This is a genomic window from Pseudactinotalea suaedae (assembly GCF_009733815.1).
GTDB classification, from domain to species: Bacteria; Actinomycetota; Actinomycetes; order Actinomycetales; family Beutenbergiaceae; genus Pseudactinotalea; species Pseudactinotalea suaedae.
In genome coordinates, this window is record NZ_WNXY01000009.1 from 39,603 (window position 1) to 55,265 (window position 15,663).

The window sequence follows — 15,663 nt, forward strand, 5'->3', positions numbered from 1 at the left end:
CACGTGACCGACCCCGCCTTCCCTGCCCTGCACGGTCGGCCACCCACTGGATGGATCAACGACCCCAACGGGTGCTCACGGGTGGACGGCACCTGGCACGTGTACTACCAGCACAACCCCGGTGCGCCCGTGCACACAGACATCCACTGGGGTCACATGTCCTCGCCGGACCTGCTCCGCTGGACCACGGAGCCGATCGCGCTCGCCCCGCGGCCCGACGGTCCGGACGCCGGCGGCTGCTGGTCGGGGTGTCTGGTCGACGACGACGGCGTTCCCACCGCCGTCTACACGGGCGTCGACGACGACCGTCGCCCGAGCACCGTGCTGGCACGGACCGACCGCGAGGCGCGGGTCTTCACGCGCGACGAGCCCCCGGTCGCAGGCCTCCCCCGCGACCCGGCGATCACCGACGTGCGCGACCCGTTCGTCTTCTCGTTCCGAGGCCACCGCTGGGCCGTGCAGGGCGCCGGAGCTCCCGGCGGCGTCGGTGAGGTGCTGCTCTACTCCTGCGACGACCTGACCAGCTGGCACGAGATCGGTACGCTGCTGCGCTCCGACCACGCCCTCCTCGCCGACGTCGCGGCCGCCGAGATCTGGGAGTGCCCGAGCCTGGTGCAGGTGGGAGACGACTGGGTGCTCGTCGTCAGCCTGTGGCGGCACGTCGACGGCACCCACCAGCTGTACGGAGTGAGCTGGATCCTGGGTGACCTGACCGGCGACGGTGACGCCCCGCCGTCGTTCTCCCCCCGAGCCGCCGGACGACTCGACGCGGGCGACGCCTTCTACGCGCCTCAGGCGCTCGCCATCGACGGGCGCGTGCTGCTGTGGGGATGGTCGTGGGAGACCGACCACGGCAGCGAACGGCTCGCGGCGGCGCCCTGGCAAGGGGTGCTGACCTACCCGCGCGAGCTGGATGTCGTCGAGAACCGGGTCGTCAGCCACCCGGCGGCGGAGCTGACGGGTCTGCGGGCCGGCAGCGCCGACCCGGACCGCTTGCCGAACGCGTTCGAGGTGGTGATCCCGGAGGGGGGCACGGTGGCGCTCACGCTCGACGGCACTGCCTGCTGGCCGCAAGGTCTCGCAGCGAGCCGCGTCTTCGTGGACGGAAGCTTGGTCGAGGTGTTCCTCCACGACGGCACCACCCTCACCACCCGCGCGTACCCGACGAGCGGCTCGCGCTGGCAGCTCACCGGTGACCTCAGCGGGGTTCAGATCCACGCCCTCGGGGTGTAGACCACGACCATGAGCAAGAAGCCGACCGCCAAGGACGTGGCCGCACGCGCGCGCGTCGCGCGCAGCGCCGTGTCGATGGTGGTCAACGGTCGCGATGCCGGAATGGTCGCGCCCGACAAGCGGCAGCGGATCCTCGACGCCGCCGCGGAGCTCGGTTACCGGCCGCACAGCGTGGGGCGCAGCCTGCGCAACCAACGCACGCAGACGGTCGGGCTGGTGACCGACCAGATCGCCTCCTCCGCGTTCGGTGGTCGACTGATCCGCGGTGCGACCGATGTCGCCATGGAGGCGGGCTATCTGCTGATCACGGTCGACATCCACGGCGATGCCGAGCGAGAGCAGCCGGCGTACGAGGCGCTGCTGCACCGCGAGGTCGACGCGTTGATGTTCGCCGCGCTGTCGTTGCGCGAGTATCCCGCGCCCACGACCATGCGTCATCGGCCCGCCGTGCTGGCGAACTGCTTCGACCCCACGGGCGCGGTGGCCGGCGTCGTCGCCGACGAGGTCTCCGGTGGCGCGCGAGCCGCCGAGCTGCTGCTGGCGGCCGGGCACCGGGAGGTCGTCTCCCTCGAGGGTCCGGGCCACTTCGTGGCCACGGTCCGGCGCCGCGCCGGCATCGCCGACGCGTTCGATGCTGCTGGACACCCCGCACCCGAGATGGTCCCGACCGGCTGGGAGATCGGCGATGGCGTGCGGGCCGGGACCGCGGTGCTCTCGCGCACCGACCGACCCACCGGACTGCTCTGCGCCAACGACCGTGTGGCGGTGGGCGTGCTGCTGGCTGCGGCCCGCCTCGGGCTCGACGTGCCGGGCGACGTCTCGGTCGTGGGCTACGACGACGACGAGAACGTCGCGCCCCAGCTCCTGCCGGCGCTGACCACGATCGCGCTGCCGCACCAGGAGATCGGCGCCATGGCTATGACCTCGCTGCTGAGCCACCTCGAGGACGGCATCCCGCTTCCCACCGCTGACCGCCTGCTCCCCTGCGGACCCGTCGTCCGGGACTCGGTCGCACCACCCCGGTGACCGTCCGTGGCGCCACGCCCTCGTGAGGGCCAAGGGTCACGAGTCGGTCACGTCTGTCCCCGGAAACCGGACGGAAATCTGCAAGCAGCAGCATGATGGGCGGATCACATCTCCGATCCGAACCGTGGAGGTACACCTTGGCCACCGTGCGAGCCGCGATCAGTCAGACCACCTGGACCGGCGACAAGGACTCGATGCTGGACAAGCACGAGCAGTTCGCCCGCGATGCCGCCGCGCAGGGCGCTCAGGTGATCTCGTTCCAGGAGCTGTTCTACGGTCCCTACTTCGGGATCACGCAGGACCAGAAGTACTACCGCTACGCCGAGCAGGCCGATGGCCCGATCGTGCAGCGGTTCGCCGCGCTCGCCAAGGAGCTGGGGCTCGTGAGCGTGCTGCCGATCTACGAGGAGGCGCAGACCGGCGTCTACTACAACACCGCCGTCGTGGTCGATGCCGACGGTACGGTGGTCGGCCAGTACCGCAAGAACCACATCCCGCACCTGGAGAAGTTCTGGGAGAAGTTCTACTTCCGCCCGGGCAACATGGGCTACCCGGTCTTCGAGACCGCGGTCGGCAAGGTCGGCGTCTACATCTGCTACGACCGCCACTTCCCCGAGGGCTGGCGCGAGCTGGGCCTGGCCGGCGCGCACATGGTGTTCAACCCCAACGCGACCAAGCCGGGGCTGTCGAACCGGCTGTGGGAGGTCGAGGGACCGTGCGCCGCCGTCGCCAACGGCTACTTCGTGCTGCAGCCGAACCGTGTGGGCCTGGAGGACAACGAGTACGGCGAAGAGGCCGTCAACTTCTACGGCACCAGCCAGGTCATCGATCCGCGGGGCAACTTCGTCGGCGACCGGGGCTCCAGCGAGCACGAGGAGCTGCTGGTGCGCGACCTCGACATGGACATGGTCCAGCAGATGCGTGACGACTGGCAGTTCTACCGAGACCGCCGCCCTGACAGCTACAGCCAGATCGCCCAGGCCTGACGACGGAAGGACGAGCTCCGATGAGTACCTTGCTGATCACGGGCGGCACCGTCGTCTCCGCGACCGGGCGCACCGAGGCCGATGTGCTGGTCGACGGCGAGAAGGTCGTCGCCGTCCTCGCGCCCGGCTCCACGCTGCTGGGGCACGACCTCACGGGCTCGGTCGACCGGGTCGTCGATGCGACCGGGAAGTACGTCATCCCCGGCGGGATCGACGCGCACACCCACTTCGAGCTGCCGTTCGGTGGCACCAACGCCTCCGACACGTTCGAGACCGGTACGCGGGCGGCCGCCTGGGGCGGGACGACGTCGGTCATCGACTTCGCGGTCCAGCGCACCGGCGAGCGTGTGGAGGACGGGCTCGCCGCCTGGCACGAGAAGGCCGCCGGCAGCTGCGCGATCGACTACGGCTTCCATCAGATCATCGGTGGTGTCGACGAGTTCTCGCTCAAGTCCATGGAGCTGCTCGCCGACGAGGGGATCACCTCCTACAAGCTCTTCATGGCCTACCCCGGCGTCTTCTACTCCGACGACGCCCAGATCCTCAAGGCCATGCAGAAGGCCGCCGATCTCGGGCTGCTCACGATGATGCACGCCGAGAACGGCCCGGCGATCGACGTGCTCGCCGAGCAGCTGTACCGCCAGGGCAAGACCACCCCCTACTTCCATGGCGTCGCACGCGCCTGGCAGATGGAGGAGGAGGCCACGCACCGCGCGATCATGCTGGCCGACGTCACCGGGGCCCCGCTGTACGTGGTGCACGTCTCGGCCAAGCAGGCGGTCGAGCAGCTCGCCGCCGCCCGTGACCGGGGCAAGAACGTCTTCGGTGAGACCTGCCCGCAGTACCTGTACCTCTCGCTCGAGGACCAGCTCGGTGCCTCCAGCCAGGAGTGGGGCGACTTGGAGGGCGCCAAGTGGGTCTGCTCGACGCCGCTGCGCAGCCGCGAGGAGGGCCACCAGCACGCGATGTGGCAGGGGCTGCGCACCAACGACCTGCAGATGGTCTCCACCGACCACTGCCCGTTCTGCATGAAGGACCAGAAGGAGCTCGGGAAGGGCGACTTCCGGGCCATCCCCAACGGCATCGGCTCGATCGAGCACCGCATGGACCTCATGTACCAGGGCGTGGTGACCGGCGAGATCAGCCTCGAGCGGTGGGTCGAGCTGACGTCCACGACGCCGGCCCGCATGTTCGGCCTGTACGGCACCAAGGGCGTCATCGCCCCCGGGGCCGACGCCGACGTCGTCGTCTACGACCCGAACGGCCACACCTCGATCGGTGTGGGCAAGACCCATCACATGAACATGGACCACTCGGCATGGGAGGGCTTCGAGATCGACGGGCACGTCGACGTCGTGATCTCGCGGGGGGAGGTGCTGGTCAGCGACGGCGAGTACCACGGCCGCGCAGGTCACGGCAGCTACCTCAAGCGCGGTCTGAGCCAGTACCTGATCTGAGGAAACCATGACACACATCTCGACATCCCCCCGTGCGCCGAGATCGGCGCTCCCCGCACGGTCGACGGCGGAGGTCGCCTGATGGACTTCGGTGTCGTCCTGCAGACCAACCCGCCCGCGTGGCGCACCGTGGGCCTGGCCAAGCAGGCCGAGGAGCACGGCTTCGACTACGTGTGGACCTTCGACTCGCACCTGCTCTGGCAGGAGCCGTACGTCATCTACTCCGCGATCCTTGCCGAGACCCGGCGCGTGATCGTGGGGCCGATGGTCACCAACCCCTCGACGCGGGACTGGACCGTGACGGCGTCGGTGTTCGCGACGCTCAACGAGATGTACGGCAACCGGACCGTGTGCGGCATCGGTCGCGGCGACTCGGCGGTGCGGGTGCTCAACGACAAGCCGGCCACGCTCAAGGACGTGCGCGACGCGACGCACGTGATCCGGGAGCTCGCCAACTGCCGCTCCGTCGAGGTCAACGGTGCGACGCTGCAGTTCCCGTGGGCACGGACCTCCGAGCTCGAGGTGTGGGTCGCGGCGTACGGGCCGCTCGCGCTCAAGACCACCGGTGAGGTCGGGGACGGGTACATCCTGCAGCTCGCGGACGTCGACATCGCCCGCTGGATGATCGGCGCGGTGCGCCAAGCGGCCGAGGAGGCGGGCCGCGACCCCGACGCCATCACGTTCTGCGTGGCGGCGCCCGCGTACGTGGGGTCCGAGGACCAGCTGGAGCACATGCGCGACCAGTGCCGCTGGTTCGGCGGCATGGTGGGCAACCACGTGGCCGACATCGTCGCGCGCTACGGCAAGGACGGGGAGGACGCCGGCGGGACCGCGATACCGCAGGCGCTCACCGACTACATCGCCGGGCGCGAGGGCTACGACTACAACCAGCACGGCCAGGCCGGCAACACCCACGCCGCGTTCGTGCCCGACGAGATCGTCGACCGGTTCTGCATCCTGGGAACCCCCGAGCAGCACGTGGCCAGGCTCGAGGAGCTCAGGGCCATCGGCGTCGACCAGTTCGCCGTCTACCTCCAGCACGACAACAAGGAGGAGACCATGCGGGTGTACGGGGAGTCGATCATCCCGCAGGTGCGGGACCACGTGACGGCCAAGGCATGACGGCGGGACGGGCCCGCGCGTGACGATCGAGCAGACCTCCCTCCGCGCGGGGCGCCCACGCGCCCGCGGTACCGCCGCACGTGTACGGGCCACCGCCCTCGGGCTGCTCGGGCTGGTCGCGGTCGCCGTGATCTGGGAGGTCTACAAGGTTTTCGGGCCCGACGACGGCGTGGTCGTCGCCGGCCACCGCATCCTGCCCCGGACCACGGACCTGGCGATGCCGCACGTCTGGGAGATGGTGGCGCGGCTGCTGGGGCCCACCACCAGTCAGGCCGGCGCGGCGCCGCTGTGGCTGACGGTCGCCCAGGCGGCGCTGGTCTCGCTCGGGATCGCGGCCGTCGGGTGGGTCGTCGGCACCGTGGTGGGCATCGCGCTCGGCGTGCTGATGCAGATGGTGCGGGTGGCCGAGCACGGACTGCTGCCCTGGGTGGTGCTCAGCCAGACGGTCCCGCTGATCGCGTTCGCGCCCGTCCTCAAGAACTGGGGGGCGCAGATCGAGGTGGGTGACTGGCGATGGCCGCAGTGGCTCTCGGTCGCCGTGATCGCGAGCTATCTCGCGTTCTTCCCGGTCGCCGTGGGCATGTTGAAAGGGCTGCAGTCGCCGCCGCGGACGCACCTGGAGCTCATGCACACCTACGACGCCGGCCGATGGGCCACCCTCGTCAAGGTCCGCCTGCCCGCCGCCGTGCCCTACCTGCTGCCGGCGCTCCGGCTCGGGGTGGCGAGCGCGGTCGTCGGGACCGTGGTGGCGGAGGTCTCGACCGGGTTCATGGACGGCATCGGGCGGCAGCTGGTGTCGTTCGCCGGTCAGGCCTCGGGCGACCCGGCCAAGGCGTGGGCGCCGATCTTCGGCGCCGTCGTGCTCGGCCTGGTCGCGGCGGGTCTGGTCGGGCTGATCGGGCTGGCGCTGCGCAGCTATCGACGTGGAGAGGCGACGTGAGCAAGCACGAGACCACGGCACCCGCGGTGCGGGCGACCGGCATCGGCAAGACCTTCGACACCAAGGCCGGACCGGTGCAGGCGCTCACCGACGTCGACCTCGAGGTCGCGGCCGGTGAGTTCGTCTCGCTCATCGGTCCCTCCGGCTGCGGCAAGTCGACGCTGATGCGGCTGGTCGCCGACCTCGACGGCCCGACCACGGGCCGGCTCGAGGTGTTCGGGAAGTCGCCCGCGCAGGCGCGTCAGGACCAGGACTACGGCATCGCGTTCCAGCAGGCGGGCCTGCTGCCGTGGCGGACCGTCGCGGACAACATCGGGCTGCCGCTCGAGCTCCATCGCATGGATCGTTCGGCCCGCGCGGCCCGGGTGGCCGAGCTCGCGGAGCTGGTCGGGCTGACCGACTTCGCCGGCAGCTATCCCGACCAGCTCTCCGGCGGCATGCAGCAGCGCGTCGCGATCGCACGCTCCCTCGCCGAGCAGCCACGGCTGCTGCTCATGGACGAGCCGTTCGGCGCCCTGGACGAGATGACCCGGGAGCGGATGCAGACCGAGCTGTCGAGGATCGTGGCCGAGACCGGCGCAGCCGTGGTGTTCGTGACGCACTCGATCCCCGAGGCCGTGTTCCTGTCCGACCGCGTGGTCGTGATGTCGCCGCGCCCCGGCCGGATCACCACCCTGATCAGCACCGGGATCGGGCCGGGCGTGGTCCGCGACGAGCAGCTCCGCGAGACCACCGGGTTCTTCGAGAAGGTCACCGAGGTCCGCGAGGCGCTCCACGGTGCGCCCGTCGGCTCATCGGCCCGGGAGGGCCGCTGATGAGCGCTCGATCCGTGCTCGACGGCGGTGCCCGGCCCGGTCACGACCGGCTGGTCCGGATCGTGGCGCCGATCGTCGTCGGGCTGGCGGGGCTGGCACTCTGGCAGCTGCTGGTCGGGGTGGTCGGGGTGTCCGCCTACCTGCTGCCGAGCCCGGCCGAGATCGCCTCGGAGTGGTCGGCGAACGTCGGCCCGATCGCCGACGGCACCTGGATCACCGGCTCCAACGCCGTGCTGGGGCTGGTGGTCGGCGGAGCGGTCGGTGTGCTGCTGGCCGCGCTGGCCTCACGGCTGCGGTGGTTCGACCTGATGCTGGCACCGGTGGTCGCCGCGCTCGCTGTGGTCCCGATCGTGGCGCTGGCGCCGGTGCTGAACTCGATGTTCGGCGCAGACAGCGAGTTCGGCCGCCGTGCGATCGCCGCGATCGCCTCGTTCGTGCCGGTGTTCGTCAACAGCCTCCGCGGGCTGCGGCAGACCACGCCGCTGCAGCGCGATCTGATGCGCTCCTACGCCGCCTCCGGGTCGCAGACCTTCCGGGTGCTCACGCTGCCGTCCGCGGCACCATACGTGCTGACCGGGTTCCGGGTGGCGAGCTCGCTCGCCGTCATCTCGGCGCTGGTGGCCGAGTACTTCGGTGGTCCGCGCGGCGGTCTGGGGGCCTTCATCTCGACCTCGGCCGCCACCAGCGCGTACGCGCGGGCGTGGGCCTACGTGGGCGCCGCGATCCTGCTCGGCCTCGCCCTGTACCTGGTCACCGTGGCGGCCGAGCGCCTCATCGGCCGACTGCTGTCCGGCGGTGCTCGCTAGCTCCGTTCCCACCCGTGTGAGACCCCACCCCCGAAAGGAATCACCATCATGAAGATGACACGACGCGCGTTCACCGCGGGTGCCGGCGGCATGACCCTCGCCGCGTTCCTCGCTGCCTGCGGCGACAGCAACGGCGGGAACAGTGGTGGTGGCGGCGGTGGTGGCGGCGGTACCGGCGACGGCGACCTCACCCCGGTCAAGCTGCAGCTCCAGTGGCTGCCGCAGGCCCAGTTCGCGGGGTACTTCGCGGCGGCCGACCAGGGGTACTTCGCCGAGGAGGGCCTCGAGGTCGAGATCATCCCCTCCGGTGGTGACATCGTGCCCCAGGACGCGCTGGCCAGCGGAAGCGCCGACTTCTGCATCGCCTGGGTGCCCAAGGTGCTCGGCTCGATCGAGCAGGGTGCCAACCTCACCAACATCGCGCAGATCTTCCAGCGTTCGGGGACGCTGCAGGTGGCCTTCGCGGACTCAGGCATCACGTCGGTGGCCGACTTCGAGGGCAAGCGCATCGGGTCCTGGGGCTTCGGCAACGAGTGGGAGATCTTCGCCGCGATGGCTGCCGAGGGTCTGGACTCCACCTCGGTCTCGATCGTCACGCAGGACTTCAACATGAACGCCTTCCTGCAGGGCGACATCGACGCCGCGCAGGCGATGACCTACAACGAGTGGGCGCAGGTGCTGGAGGCGACCAACCCGGACACCGGTGCTCTCTACACGCCCGAGGAGTTCAACGTCATCGCCTACCAGGACACCTCCGGCGCGATGCTGCAGGACTCGATCTGGGCCGACGCCGGCCGGCTCGCCGACGACCCCGACTACGAGGCGACCGCCGTCGCCCTCCTCAAGGCGGTCATCAGGGGCTGGGTGTACGCGCGGGACAACGTCGAGGCGGCCGCCGAGATCACGATCGCCGCCGGTTCGGACTGGGGTCCCAGCCACGAGCTGTGGATGGCGAACGAGACGAACAAGCTGATCTGGCCCGCCGCCAACGGCATCGGTGTCATCGACACGGCCGCATGGCAGCAGACCGTGGCCGGCGCGCTCGCGGCGGTCAACGAGCAGGGCCAGCACCTGATCACCGCCGAGCCGCCGGAGACCGCCTGGTCGAACGACTACATCGAGCAGGCGATCAGCGACCTCGGCTCCGACGTCGACACCCTCGGCGACACCTACGAGCCCATCACGGTGACCCTCGTGGAGGGCGGCAACTAGCCCTGCCGCCGCAGGTCAGCGCGCAGGCGGCGGGTTGAGCGGGAGCCACTCCTGGAGGGTGGTCGGGAAGATCTCGGCGCCCTCGACCGGCACGAGGGTCCGCTCCGCCACGTGCGCGCCGTAGTAGGTCGCGGTGTCGTCGCGCTCGACCGTGCGCGCATCCTCACGAAAGGCCAACGTGCGTCGCACGAACTCATCGAGACCCAGCTGCTCCGGACCCGCGATCTCGATGTCGCCACGCGGCGAGCCGGCGGCAGCACGAGCGACCGCTGTCGCGACGTCCTCGGCAGCCATCGGCTGCATGAGCGCACCCGGCAACCTCACGGTGGTGCCCTCGGTCGAGATGTCGGCGATGCTCCCGAGGAACTCGAAGAACTGGGTGGCGTGCACCAGGGTGAAGCTCACGCCCGCCTCTCGGATCAGCTTCTCCTGGGCGACCTTGCCCGCGAAGTACGGGATGTCCTGGGGTCGGTTGGTCCCGACGATCGTCAGGGCGACGTGGTGCTCGACACCGGCGGCACGCTCGGCCTCCAGCAGGTTCGTCGTGGAGGTGGTGAAGAAGTCGAGCACGGCCGCAGGTTCGAACGACGGCGAGTTCGCGACGTCCACGACGACCGCAGCTCCCTCGAGCGCCTCGGCCAGGCCCTCCCCCGTGATGGAGTCGACTCCCGTGTTCGGCGCAGCGGCGACCGCATCCTGGCCCTGCTCGCGCAGCTGGGCGACGACCTTCGAGCCGATCAGCCCGGTTCCGCCGATGATGACGATCTTCATGTCTGTGTCCCTTGTCTCGGTCTCGTGGCCCCGTTCGAGGACCTCATCCATCTGACCGAGCGGCCAACCGATCTGTGACAGGGAGCTCCGCTCAGCTCCGGTTGAAGGTCGCGAGCTTGCTGGGGTCGACGACGAACCACAACCGTTCGATCGCTCGCCGCCGGATCGTGAACGTGAGCACGCCGACCACACGGTCATCGACGCGCACGGTCAGGCCCGGGTTGCCGTTGACGCTCGCCACGGCGACCTCGGCCCCGGGCTGGAGCATGCGCGCGATGGCAGCGGCTGCGCGGCCGGCACCCTGCACGGGGTGACGGGGGGGTCCGGCGCTCGCTCCGTCGTCGACCGTCACCTCGACAGCGCTGTGGAGCGTGCGTGCGATCGCCTCCGGGTCGTGCCGCGCGCACGCATCCCGTAGCCGCTCGGCGATCGCCGCATCAGCGCGCTGGCGCCACATGGCGGAGCTTGTCGGGACTCATCACCCAGAACAGCTGGTCGATCCCGGCTTCGGAGGCGGTGAGCGTGAGGAGCGTCGTGACGACGCCGTCCTGGCGAAGGGCGGCCGCGGGCTGACCGTTGATGACCACCCAGTCGATGTGCTTGCCGGTCCAGAAGTGACTCGAGAAGGCGGCGATGAACGTCGCGACGCGCGAGCGTCCGACGACCGGGGTGCGCGCGGCGAGCTTGACCCCGTTGCCATCGGTGCGGCTCACGACCTCGGCGGCGAACAGCTGCTCGAGGGCTCCGGTGTCGCCACGCTGCGCAGCGCTCAGGAAGGCCTCCAGCAACCGTCGCTGCGCCGTCACACCCACAGGCGCACGACGGCCCTCCGCCACATGCTTGCGCGCCCTGCTCACCAGCTGCCGCGCGGCGACCGGGGTGCTCTCGAGGATCTCGGCGATCAGGTCGTAGGGGTAGTCGAAGGCCTCACGCAGCACGTACGCCGCACGTTCGGCAGGGGTCAGGCGCTCCAGGAGGATCAGCAGCGCGTACTGCAGCGCCGCGGCGCTCTCCGCCCCGAGCGCAGGATCACCCTCGGTACTGATGGGCTCCGGCAGCCACGGGCCGATGTACGTCTCCCGCCGCACGCGCGCCGACTGCAGCGCATTGATCGCCAGCCGCGTGGTCACCGTGGTCAGGAAGGCCGTCGGCTCGCGGACCTCCTCGTGCGCGGTGGTCTGCCAGCGGATCCAGGCGTCCTGCACGATGTCCTCGGCGTCGGCCACGCTCCCGAGCATCCGGTACGCGATGCCGAACAGCCGTGGGCGGGCGTGCTCGAACGCCCGGGTGGCCCCGTCGATCTCGTCCATACCGGTCATGACCGGGTGACCGAGGGATCTGTGACCATGACACATCCTCGCGCAGGTGAGGCATCCTGGACCTGGCACCAGCCAACCGCACCGGGGAGAAGAGGAGTCGACGGCATGACTGACGTTCCGCAGGGCGAGATGGACGATCTCGACGCCCGCGCGCTCGAGCTCGACCGCACCCACGTGTTCCACTCCTGGTCCGCGCAGGCATCGCTCAGCCCGGTCTCGATCGCGGGTGGTCGCGGCAGCACGGTCTGGGACCACGCGGGCCGGCGTTATCTCGACTTCTCCAGCCAGCTGGTCAACGTCAACATCGGCTACGCGCACCCCGCCGTGGTGGCCGCCATCCAGGAGCAGGCCGCCACCCTCGCGACGATCGGTCCCTCGACCGCGAACCTCACCCGCGGTGAGGCGGCCAAGAGGATCCTGGCCCACGCGCCGTCGGGCATGAGCAAGGTGTTCTTCACCAACGGTGGCGCCGACGCCGTCGAGAACGCGATGCGGATGGCGCGCCTGCACACCGGGCGGCGCAAGGTGATCTCGCGCTACCGCAGCTATCACGGCAATACCGGCGGCGCGGTGGTCGCGACCGGCGACTGGCGGCGGCTGCCGAACGAGTACGCGGTCGGGCACGTGCACGCGTTCGGCCCGTACCTGTACCGCACGGAGTTCTGGGCCACCACGCCGGAGGAGGAGGCGGAGCGGGCGCTGCACCACCTGCGCCGCGTGGTCCAGGTCGAGGGGCCGGACGACGTGGCCGCGATCCTGCTCGAGACCATCCCGGGCACCGCAGGCATCATGCCGCCGCCGCCCGGGTATCTCGAGGGTGTGCGCGCGCTCGCCGACGAGTACGGCATCGTGCTGATCCTCGACGAGGTGATGGCGGGGTTCGGTCGCACCGGGGAGTGGTTCGCGCTCGACAACTACGACGTCCGCCCCGACCTCATCACGTTCGCGAAGGGCGTCAACTCCGGGTACGTGCCGGTGGGTGGCGTCATCATCTCCGAGGAGATCGCGGCGACGTTCGACGACCGCGTCTTCCCCGGCGGGCTGACCTACTCCGGGCACCCGCTCGCCGCCGCCTCGATCGTCGCGGCGCTCGACGCGATGGAGCACGAGGGCATCGTCGCCAACGCCAAGCAGATCGGCGCCGACGTGCTGGGCCCGGCGCTGGCCGACCTGGCCGACAAGCACCCGGTGATCGGCGAGGCGCGAGGGCTCGGCGTGTTCTGGGCGTTGGAGCTGGTGGCCGACCGCGACACCCGGGAACCGCTGCCGTCCTCGGAGGTCGGGTTCGCCAAGTCGGCGCTGCTCGAGCGGGGCCTGATGCCCTTCACCTCCGAGAACCGCATCCACGTGGTGCCGCCGTGCGTGGTCACCGCGGACGAGGTCGCGCAGGCGGTCGACGCCTACGACGAGGTCCTGACCCTGCTGGACGGAAGGCTCTGACATGACCGAGACCACCGACGTTCTCGACCACTGGATCGGCGGGGCACCCGCTGCGGGCTCGGGCGAGCGCACCGGACCCGTCTACGACCCGGCCAAGGGCATCGTCGCCAAGCAGGTGCGCTTCGGCACCGCAGCGGACGTGGACCGGGCGGTGCAGGCCGCTCGGGAGGCGTTCTCCAGCTGGGGCCGCGCCTCGATCGCGAAGCGGCAGCAGGTGCTGTTCGCGTTCCGGGAGCTGCTCAACGCCCGGCGCGACGAGCTCGCCGAGATCCTGACGGCGGAGCACGGCAAGGTCCTCTCCGACGCCGCGGGCGAGATCGCGCGTGGGCTCGAGGTCGTCGAGTTCGCGTGCGGCATGCCGCACCTGACCAAGGGGACGTACTCGCTGAACGCGAGCACCGACGTCGACGTCTACACGGTCAAGGAGCCGCTGGGCGTCGTCGGCATCATCAGTCCCTTCAACTTCCCGGCGATGGTGCCGCTGTGGTTCTTCCCGATCGCGATCGCGGCGGGCAACACCGTGGTGCTGAAGCCGAGCGAGAAGGACCCGACCTCGGCCAGCTGGTTGGCGGCGCTGCTGAAGGAGGCCGGACTTCCCGACGGCGTGCTCAACGTGGTGCACGGCGACAAGGAGGCGGTCGACGCGCTGCTGGTGCACCCCGATGTCTCGGCGATCTCGTTCGTGGGCTCGACGCCGATCGCGCGGCACGTGTACGAGACCGCCACCAGGGCCGGCAAGCGTGTGCAGGCGCTCGGCGGCGCGAAGAACCACATGCTCGTGCTGCCCGACGCCGACCTGGACCTGGCCGCCGACGCCGCCGTCAACGCCGGCTTCGGGTCCGCGGGCGAGCGGTGCATGGCGATCTCGGCGCTGGTCGCTGTCGACCCGGTCGGCGACGAGCTGGTCAGCAAGATCACCGAGCGGATGGCGACGCTGCGCACGGGCGACGGCCGGGGCGATGCCGACATGGGTCCGCTGATCACGCGCGAGCACCGTGACAAGGTCGCCGGCTACCTGGACGTGGCGGGCCGCGATGGCGCCAGCGTCGTGGTCGACGGCCGCGGGGTCGAGGCCGATGGTGCAGCCGACGGGTTCTGGCTCGGCCCCTCGCTGGTCGACCACGTGCCCACCTCCTCGACCGTGTACACCGACGAGATCTTCGGCCCGGTGCTCTCGGTGGTGCGCGTGGGCTCCTACGCCGAGGGCGTCGAGCTGATCAACTCGGTCCCGTACGGAAACGGCACCGCGATCTTCACCAACGACGGCGGCGCCGCCCGCCGGTTCCAGCGCGACGTCGAGGTCGGGATGGTGGGTGTCAACGTGCCGATCCCGGTGCCGGTGGCGTATCACTCGTTCGGCGGCTGGAAGGCGTCGATGTTCGGTGACGCCAAGGCCTACGGACCGCACGGCGTCGAGTTCTTCACGCGCGACAAGACGATCACCAGCCGCTGGCTCGACCCCAGCCACGGCGGGCTCAACCTCGGCTTCCCGCAGAACGACTAGGAGTGCATCACCCCTGCACGACGTCGAGCTCGTTGCCCTCGGGGTCGGCCATCCGCACCCAGCGCAGCTCACCGAGCGTCTCTTCGCCGAGCCTCCTCGCTCCCAGGGCGACGAGCCGGTCGACCTCGGCGTCCAGGTTCGCGACGTGCAGGTCGAGGTGCATCCGGTTCTTGCCCTGCTGGGGCTCCGTGACGCGCTGCAGGAGCATCGTCGGTCCGGTGGCGCCCTGCTGGGGCATCAGTACCTCGAAGGCTCCGGCGGCGCCGGCGCGCCGGTAGTGCAGGGCCGCCGCCCAGAAGTCGGCGAGCGGGGACGGGTCGGTCGAGTCGAGCACGATCGTGAGCTCGACGGCGGTGCTGTCGTCCATGTGCTCACCTCACCACGGGCCGGCGTGCTGGTGCAGCCTGTCGAGCGCCGCGGTGACACGCACGCGTGTCCAGATGCCCGATCTGGCCCGTGAGAGCCGGCCCGCGGCCATCGGGGCACGCGTGCGGTGCCGCTACCGTTCGGCGCGCGCGATCTCGGCGAGGTAGGCCTCGGTGAGCTCGGCGAGAACCGAACCTGCGCCGTCGGGCCGTGGTTGGCCGAGGTGGAGCTCACGGAGCTCGTCCATGAACCGCTCCCACATCGCGGGTCCGCCGCGCTCGAGGAGCTCGGCGCGGATCGACAGCTCGCGCGAGACCGGCAGGTGGCGCCTGCCCCAGCTGCCGAGCGCGGCCATCACCGGCACCAGCTGGATCCCCGGCTCCGCGAGGCTGTAGATGACCTTCTGCTTGTGGCTGGGATCGGGTGCGCGGCTGATGATGCCGGCCTCGGTCAGGCGCTGCAGCCGGTCGGCGAGGATGTTCGAGGCGATGCCCTCCTCGGAGCCGGTGAGCAGCTCACGGAAGTAGCGCCGGTTGCCGAACGTCATGTCCCTGATCACGAGCAGGGACCACTTGTCACCGATCACCTCGAGCGAGAGGTTGATCGGGCACCCGGAGCGTTTCTCTGTCATACCGGTTGCATCATACAACCGGTGCTGCTAGCGTC

16 protein-coding genes are annotated in these 15,663 nt (G+C 70.4%); 11 read left to right on the forward strand and 5 right to left on the reverse strand.

Annotation, left to right across the window (positions count from 1 at the left end; all coding sequences use genetic code 11):
- Positions 1–3: 3 nt before the first annotated feature.
- The 9 genes from GPA04_RS15025 to GPA04_RS15065 all read left to right on the forward strand — a co-directional run bounded on the left by GPA04_RS15025 (position 4) and on the right by GPA04_RS15065 (position 9,597).
- Positions 4–1,233, forward strand: a complete 1,230-nt coding sequence (locus GPA04_RS15025; protein WP_162458632.1) for a glycoside hydrolase family 32 protein — start codon at positions 4–6, stop codon at positions 1,231–1,233.
- Between the two features lie 9 nt (positions 1,234–1,242).
- A complete protein-coding gene (locus tag GPA04_RS15030) occupies positions 1,243–2,259 on the forward strand; it encodes a LacI family DNA-binding transcriptional regulator (RefSeq protein WP_156225021.1) in 1,017 nt (338 codons plus the stop codon).
- A 137-nt stretch (positions 2,260–2,396) separates the two neighbouring features.
- Positions 2,397–3,245: a nitrilase-related carbon-nitrogen hydrolase gene (locus tag GPA04_RS15035; RefSeq protein WP_156225022.1), complete on the forward strand. Its 849-nt coding sequence runs from the start codon at positions 2,397–2,399 to the stop codon at positions 3,243–3,245.
- Positions 3,246–3,265: 20 nt separating this feature from the next.
- Positions 3,266–4,702 carry a dihydropyrimidinase gene (gene hydA, locus GPA04_RS15040; protein WP_156225023.1) on the forward strand — a complete coding sequence of 479 codons (1,437 nt, stop codon included), beginning with the start codon at positions 3,266–3,268 and terminating at the stop codon, positions 4,700–4,702.
- Between the two features lie 81 nt (positions 4,703–4,783).
- A complete protein-coding gene (locus GPA04_RS15045) occupies positions 4,784–5,824 on the forward strand; it encodes a TIGR03842 family LLM class F420-dependent oxidoreductase (protein ID WP_156225024.1) in 1,041 nt (346 codons plus the stop codon).
- A 19-nt stretch (positions 5,825–5,843) separates the two neighbouring features.
- A complete protein-coding gene (locus GPA04_RS15050; RefSeq protein WP_241680831.1) occupies positions 5,844–6,764 on the forward strand; it encodes an ABC transporter permease in 921 nt (306 codons plus the stop codon).
- The gene (locus tag GPA04_RS15055; RefSeq protein ID WP_156225025.1) at positions 6,761–7,579 is read left to right on the forward strand and encodes an ABC transporter ATP-binding protein; all 819 of its coding nucleotides are present in this window, start codon (positions 6,761–6,763) and stop codon (positions 7,577–7,579) included. Before GPA04_RS15050 ends, GPA04_RS15055 begins: the two co-directional genes overlap by 4 nt.
- On the forward strand, positions 7,579–8,385 hold the full coding sequence (locus GPA04_RS15060) for an ABC transporter permease (protein WP_156225026.1): 807 nt from the start codon (positions 7,579–7,581) through the stop codon (positions 8,383–8,385). The genes GPA04_RS15055 and GPA04_RS15060 overlap by 1 nt, the downstream gene beginning before the upstream one ends.
- Positions 8,386–8,433: 48 nt before the next feature.
- On the forward strand, positions 8,434–9,597 hold the full coding sequence (locus tag GPA04_RS15065) for an ABC transporter substrate-binding protein (protein ID WP_156225027.1): 1,164 nt from the start codon (positions 8,434–8,436) through the stop codon (positions 9,595–9,597).
- Between the two features lie 15 nt (positions 9,598–9,612).
- On the opposite strand, the gene GPA04_RS15070 is transcribed toward GPA04_RS15065, so the two are convergent.
- The 3 genes from GPA04_RS15070 to GPA04_RS15080 form a co-directional block, all read right to left on the reverse strand.
- Positions 9,613–10,368 carry an SDR family oxidoreductase gene (locus GPA04_RS15070; protein WP_156225028.1) on the reverse strand — a complete coding sequence of 252 codons (756 nt, stop codon included), beginning with the start codon at positions 10,366–10,368 and terminating at the stop codon, positions 9,613–9,615.
- A gap of 91 nt (positions 10,369–10,459) precedes the next feature.
- Positions 10,460–10,825: a hypothetical protein gene (locus GPA04_RS15075; RefSeq protein WP_156225029.1), complete on the reverse strand. Its 366-nt coding sequence runs from the start codon at positions 10,823–10,825 to the stop codon at positions 10,460–10,462.
- Complete coding sequence (locus GPA04_RS15080) at positions 10,806–11,687, reverse strand: RNA polymerase sigma-70 factor (RefSeq protein ID WP_241680832.1); 882 nt, start codon at positions 11,685–11,687, stop codon at positions 10,806–10,808. Before GPA04_RS15080 ends, GPA04_RS15075 begins: the two co-directional genes overlap by 20 nt.
- A 105-nt stretch (positions 11,688–11,792) precedes the next feature.
- Here GPA04_RS15080 and GPA04_RS15085 point away from each other — a divergent pair, with 105 nt between their 5' ends.
- Both GPA04_RS15085 and GPA04_RS15090 read left to right on the forward strand, forming a co-directional pair.
- Complete coding sequence (locus GPA04_RS15085) at positions 11,793–13,127, forward strand: aspartate aminotransferase family protein (RefSeq protein ID WP_206674242.1); 1,335 nt, start codon at positions 11,793–11,795, stop codon at positions 13,125–13,127.
- A 1-nt stretch (position 13,128) separates the two neighbouring features.
- The gene (locus GPA04_RS15090; protein ID WP_156225030.1) at positions 13,129–14,631 is read left to right on the forward strand and encodes a CoA-acylating methylmalonate-semialdehyde dehydrogenase; all 1,503 of its coding nucleotides are present in this window, start codon (positions 13,129–13,131) and stop codon (positions 14,629–14,631) included.
- Positions 14,632–14,638: 7 nt separating this feature from the next.
- On the opposite strand, the gene GPA04_RS15095 is transcribed toward GPA04_RS15090, so the two are convergent.
- Both GPA04_RS15095 and GPA04_RS15100 read right to left on the reverse strand, forming a co-directional pair.
- Positions 14,639–14,998 (reverse strand): VOC family protein, encoded by a 360-nt coding sequence (locus GPA04_RS15095; RefSeq protein WP_156225031.1) that lies wholly within the window; start codon positions 14,996–14,998, stop codon positions 14,639–14,641.
- Positions 14,999–15,130: 132 nt separating this feature from the next.
- Positions 15,131–15,628 (reverse strand): winged helix-turn-helix transcriptional regulator, encoded by a 498-nt coding sequence (locus GPA04_RS15100; protein WP_156225032.1) that lies wholly within the window; start codon positions 15,626–15,628, stop codon positions 15,131–15,133.
- Positions 15,629–15,663 lie beyond the last annotated feature (35 nt).

Excerpts from the sequence above, each read along its gene's own strand:
- GPA04_RS15030 (WP_156225021.1), top strand. The coding sequence starts at position 1,243 with ATGAGCAAGAAGCCGACCGCCAAGGACGTGGCCGCACGCGCGCGCGTC.
- hydA (WP_156225023.1), top strand. The coding sequence starts at position 3,266 with ATGAGTACCTTGCTGATCACGGGCGGCACCGTCGTCTCCGCGACCGGG.
- GPA04_RS15045 (WP_156225024.1), top strand. The coding sequence starts at position 4,784 with ATGGACTTCGGTGTCGTCCTGCAGACCAACCCGCCCGCGTGGCGCACC.
- GPA04_RS15060 (WP_156225026.1), top strand. The coding sequence starts at position 7,579 with ATGAGCGCTCGATCCGTGCTCGACGGCGGTGCCCGGCCCGGTCACGAC.
- GPA04_RS15065 (WP_156225027.1), top strand. The coding sequence starts at position 8,434 with ATGAAGATGACACGACGCGCGTTCACCGCGGGTGCCGGCGGCATGACC.
- GPA04_RS15070 (WP_156225028.1), bottom strand. The coding sequence starts at position 10,368 with ATGAAGATCGTCATCATCGGCGGAACCGGGCTGATCGGCTCGAAGGTC.
- GPA04_RS15075 (WP_156225029.1), bottom strand. The coding sequence starts at position 10,825 with ATGTGGCGCCAGCGCGCTGATGCGGCGATCGCCGAGCGGCTACGGGAT.
- GPA04_RS15080 (WP_241680832.1), bottom strand. The coding sequence starts at position 11,687 with ATGACCGGTATGGACGAGATCGACGGGGCCACCCGGGCGTTCGAGCAC.
- GPA04_RS15085 (WP_206674242.1), top strand. The coding sequence starts at position 11,793 with ATGACTGACGTTCCGCAGGGCGAGATGGACGATCTCGACGCCCGCGCG.
- GPA04_RS15090 (WP_156225030.1), top strand. The coding sequence starts at position 13,129 with ATGACCGAGACCACCGACGTTCTCGACCACTGGATCGGCGGGGCACCC.
- GPA04_RS15095 (WP_156225031.1), bottom strand. The coding sequence starts at position 14,998 with ATGGACGACAGCACCGCCGTCGAGCTCACGATCGTGCTCGACTCGACC.
- GPA04_RS15100 (WP_156225032.1), bottom strand. The coding sequence starts at position 15,628 with ATGACAGAGAAACGCTCCGGGTGCCCGATCAACCTCTCGCTCGAGGTG.